The organism is Micromonospora sp. NPDC051296, from assembly GCF_040682255.1.
GTDB lineage: Bacteria > Actinomycetota > Actinomycetes > Mycobacteriales > Micromonosporaceae > Micromonospora > Micromonospora craterilacus.
The window spans coordinates 1-3,606 of sequence record NZ_JBFBAO010000524.1 but is presented as its reverse complement, the minus strand read 5'-3'; the positions used below and the strand labels follow the sequence as shown (position 1 = coordinate 3,606).

3 protein-coding genes are annotated in these 3,606 nt (G+C 72.7%); 1 reads left to right on the top strand and 2 read right to left on the bottom strand.

The annotated features are described in order from the left end of the window. Together AB0M52_RS32240 and AB0M52_RS32235 are read right to left on the bottom strand one after the other, a co-directional pair. Window positions 1–347, bottom strand: a 347-nt coding sequence (locus AB0M52_RS32240; protein WP_363961516.1) for a gamma-glutamyl-gamma-aminobutyrate hydrolase family protein, incomplete at its 3' end; no start/stop codon positions are given. A gap of 157 nt (window positions 348–504) precedes the next feature. Further along, on the bottom strand, window positions 505–2,199 hold the full coding sequence (locus AB0M52_RS32235; protein WP_363961514.1) for a GMC family oxidoreductase: 1,695 nt from the start codon (window positions 2,197–2,199) through the stop codon (window positions 505–507). A gap of 219 nt (window positions 2,200–2,418) precedes the next feature. Here AB0M52_RS32235 and AB0M52_RS32230 point away from each other — a divergent pair, with 219 nt between their 5' ends. Then, complete coding sequence (locus AB0M52_RS32230; protein ID WP_363961512.1) at window positions 2,419–3,540, top strand: LCP family protein; 1,122 nt, start codon at window positions 2,419–2,421, stop codon at window positions 3,538–3,540. Window positions 3,541–3,606: the final 66 nt, after the last annotated feature.

Here is a 3,606-nt window from a genome sequence, read left to right as displayed (position 1 = left end):
TCGAGCAGGCGGGGGCGCAGCGGGGTGCCGCCGTACTCGCGGCTGCCGGTGCGGGCCACCGTGCCGCCGAGCGACCGGGCCATCGCCTGGAACCCGTAGCAGATGCCGAAGACCGGTACGCCCGTGGTGAACAGCCCGTCGTCGACCTGCGGGGCGCCCGGCTCGTAGACGCTGGCCGGACCGCCGGAGAGGATGATCGCGGCCGGATTCTTGGCCAGCATCTCGGCCACGGGCATGGTGTGCGGGACGATCTCGGAGTAGACCCGAGCCTCACGCACCCGGCGCGCGATCAGCTGGGCGTACTGGGCACCGAAGTCGACCACGAGGACAGGACGCGGCAGGCTCATAGCCGGCAATCCTACCCAGCGTGACGACGCCTCCCCTCGCCTACCACCCTTCCGGCCCGCCATCGCCGATCATGCACTTTCGGTCGCCGTTACGCACTTTATGCACCTTTTGCGGCGACGCAAAGTGCAAGATCGCGGCGTGTCGGTCGGCGGGCGGCTAGGGGCGGAGGGCGGCGGGGGCGGTTGGGGGGACGGCGGGGTGGTGTGGGGGGACTGGGGGTAGGGGGCGGTAGGGCGATCCCAAAGGTGGGCGGGGATCCTGGTCACCCCTGTTGGGCCAGAGGGAGATTGCGCGTTCGGCCTGGGCGGTGATGGTTAGGGACGGGTTGACGCCCAGGTTGGCCGAGATGGCGGCGCCGTCGACCACGTGCAGGCCGGGGTGGCCGTGGACCCGGTGGTACGGGTCGATCACCCCGTCGGCCGGGGACGCGCCGATCACCGCCCCGCCCAGGATGTGCGCGGTCATCGGGATGTCGAACGGCTCGGTCAGCGCGCCGCCCGGCGTACCGTCGATCTCCTCGGCGAGCAGCCGGACCGCCTGGTTGCCGGCCGGGATCCAGGTCGGGTTGGGGGTGCCGTGCCCGGGGCCGGAGACCAGCCGGCGACCGAGCGGCCCGCGCCGCACCCGGGTGGTCAGCGAGTTGTCCGCCGACTGCATGACCAGGGCGATCACCGTACGCTCCGACCACCCGCGCACGGACAGCATCCGGGCGGCCCGGGCCGGCTGCCGGAGGAGCTGCCCGAGCCAGCGGCGCACCCGGTGCGGCCCACCGTCGACCAGCAGCGACTGGAGCAGGCCCATCGCGTTCGAGCCCCGCCCGTAGCGGACCGGCTCGATGTGGGTCTGCGGATCGGGGTGGAACGAGCTGGTGATCGCCACCCCCTCGGTGAAGTCCACCCCTCGCTCCCAGGCCCGTCGACGCGGTATCGAGGCGCCGAGAATCGCCTCCGAGTTGGTCCGGGTCAGCTCGCCCAGCCGGGGCGAGAGCCGGGGTAGTGCATCCTGGTCGCGCATCTCGTGCAGCAGCCGCTGGGTGCCCAGCGCCCCGGCGGCGAAGATCACCTGGTCGGCGTGGATGACCTGCCGGCGCTTGCGCAGCCAGGCGCCGGTCCGCTCGGTGTGCACCTGGTAGCCGTCGCCGGTCGGCCGGACCGCGGTCACCGTGGTCAGCGGGTGCACCTGGGCACCGAGCCGCTCGGCCAGCCAGAGATAGTTCTTGACCAGCGTGTTCTTCGCACCGTAACGGCAGCCGGTCATGCAGGCGCCGCAGTGGGTGCAGCCGGTACGCTCCGGCCCGACGCCACCGAAGTACGGGTCGGCGACCCGCTCCCCCGGCCGGCCGATGTGCACACCGACCGGGGTGGCCTGGAAGGTGTGCCCCACCCCCATCCGCTCGGCCACCCGCCGCATCGCCCGGTCCGCCCCGGTGACGATCGGGTACGTGGTCACCCCGAGCATCCGCTTCGCCTGGTCGAAGTGCGGAGCCAGCTCGGCCCGCCAGTCGGTGATGTCCCGCCACTGCGGGTCGGCGTAGAAGGCGTCCAGCGGTTCGTAGAGGGTGTTGGCGTAGACCAGCGAGCCGCCGCCGACCCCCGCTCCGGACAGCACCAGCACCCCGCCGCCGGCCCGCCGATCGGCCGCCGGCAGCAGGGTGATCCGTTGCAGGCCGAAACAGCCCAACTTCGGGGCCCAGAGGAAGCGCCGCAGCCGCCACGAGGTCTGTGGGAACTCGTCGTCGGCGAAGCGCCGGCCGGCCTCCAGAACGCCGACCGAGTACCCCTTCTCGGCCAGTCGCAGCGCGGCGACGCTGCCGCCGAAGCCCGACCCGATGACGACCACGTCGTACCGCATGCACGCATCATTACTCCCGAGTAGCTCTCGCGCCAGGAGTGGTTTCCGCGCGATCATGCAGCGCGCACCCGACGGCGCACCGCGCCGGGCACGGGCTGGCGGGCGGGCCCATAGCGGGCCGGCCGTCGCCGGGCCGGCACGCCGGCACCATGCTGGGCCGGGAGGCAACCCTGAGCCCGTTTCACGGCGTTGGGTCGGTACGGCAGAAGGAGGCGGGGGATGGTGCTCGGAGGGAACCGGAGACGGCTGACGCTGGTGCTGGCCGGTCTGGTCACGCTGGCCGTGCTGGCCGTCGGCGCGGTGGTGGTGGCCCGGGCGGTCAGCGACGACCGGACGGTGCCGACCGCCGGCTCCACCAGCCCGACCGCACCGCCGAGCGCGCAGCCGAGCCCGAGCCCGAGTCCGAGCACCCCGCCGCCGGGAGCGGACATCAAAGGTCCGCTGAACCTGCTGCTGGTCGGCATCGACACCCGAGTCAGCGTGCCCGGCTGGCGGCCGAACGCCGACGCCGTGCTCATCCTGCACGTGCCGGCCGGGCTGTCCCGGGCGTACCTCTTCTCGCTCCCCCGCGACCTGGTGGTGGACATCCCGGCGTTCCCGCCGGCCGGCTACGGCGGCGGGCGGACCAAGCTCACCCACGCGATGAGCTACGGCAGCCGGGTGCCGGACCGGCCGAAGCAACCGGACCCGGCACAGGGGTACGAGTTGCTGCGCCGGACGGTCAGCGACTACACCGGCCTGCGCATCGACGCGGGCGCCGTGCTCACCTTCGGCGGCTTCGACAAGCTGGTGGACAGCCTGGGCGGCGTCGACATCGAAGTCGACCAGCGGGTGGTTTCGCGGCACCGCCAGCCGGACGGGAAGCACCGCGAACCGGGCCCCGGAGTGGGCGGCTACACCGGTCCGCAGATGGTCTACGAGCCCGGCGACCGGCACCTCAACGGCTGGCAGGCGCTCGACTACGCCCGCCAGCGCTACCTGTCCGGTGGCGACTACACCCGGCAGCGCCACCAGCAGCAGTTGATCCGGGCGCTGGTGCTCAAGATGCTCGACGACGACCTGGCCCGCCAACCCGAGCGGATCGAGCAGGTGGTCGGGGCGCTCGGGGACATGCTGGTCTACGTCGGCGGGCGAAAGATCGTGGAATTCGCGTACGCCCTCAGCGGGCTGTCGCCGGACGCGTTCACGCTGGTCGGCCTGCCGGGCGCGGGAGTAGGCCGGGGCAACGCCTACCGGGGCGAGGAGCTGACCCAGGTCGGTCGCCGCTTCCTCACCGAACTGCGGGCCGGCCGGGCCGATGCCTTCCTCGCCGACAATCCGAAACTGAAGGTGCCGAGCTGACCGGTCCGCCACCGGGCGATCGAACGCCACGCCCCCTGGGGGACCCCCCCCCCTATATACGCTTGG

Coding starts and splice junctions, on each gene's coding strand:
- AB0M52_RS32235 (WP_363961514.1), bottom strand. CDS start 2,199: ATGCGGTACGACGTGGTCGTCATCGGGTCGGGCTTCGGCGGCAGCGTC.
- AB0M52_RS32230 (WP_363961512.1), top strand. CDS start 2,419: ATGGTGCTCGGAGGGAACCGGAGACGGCTGACGCTGGTGCTGGCCGGT.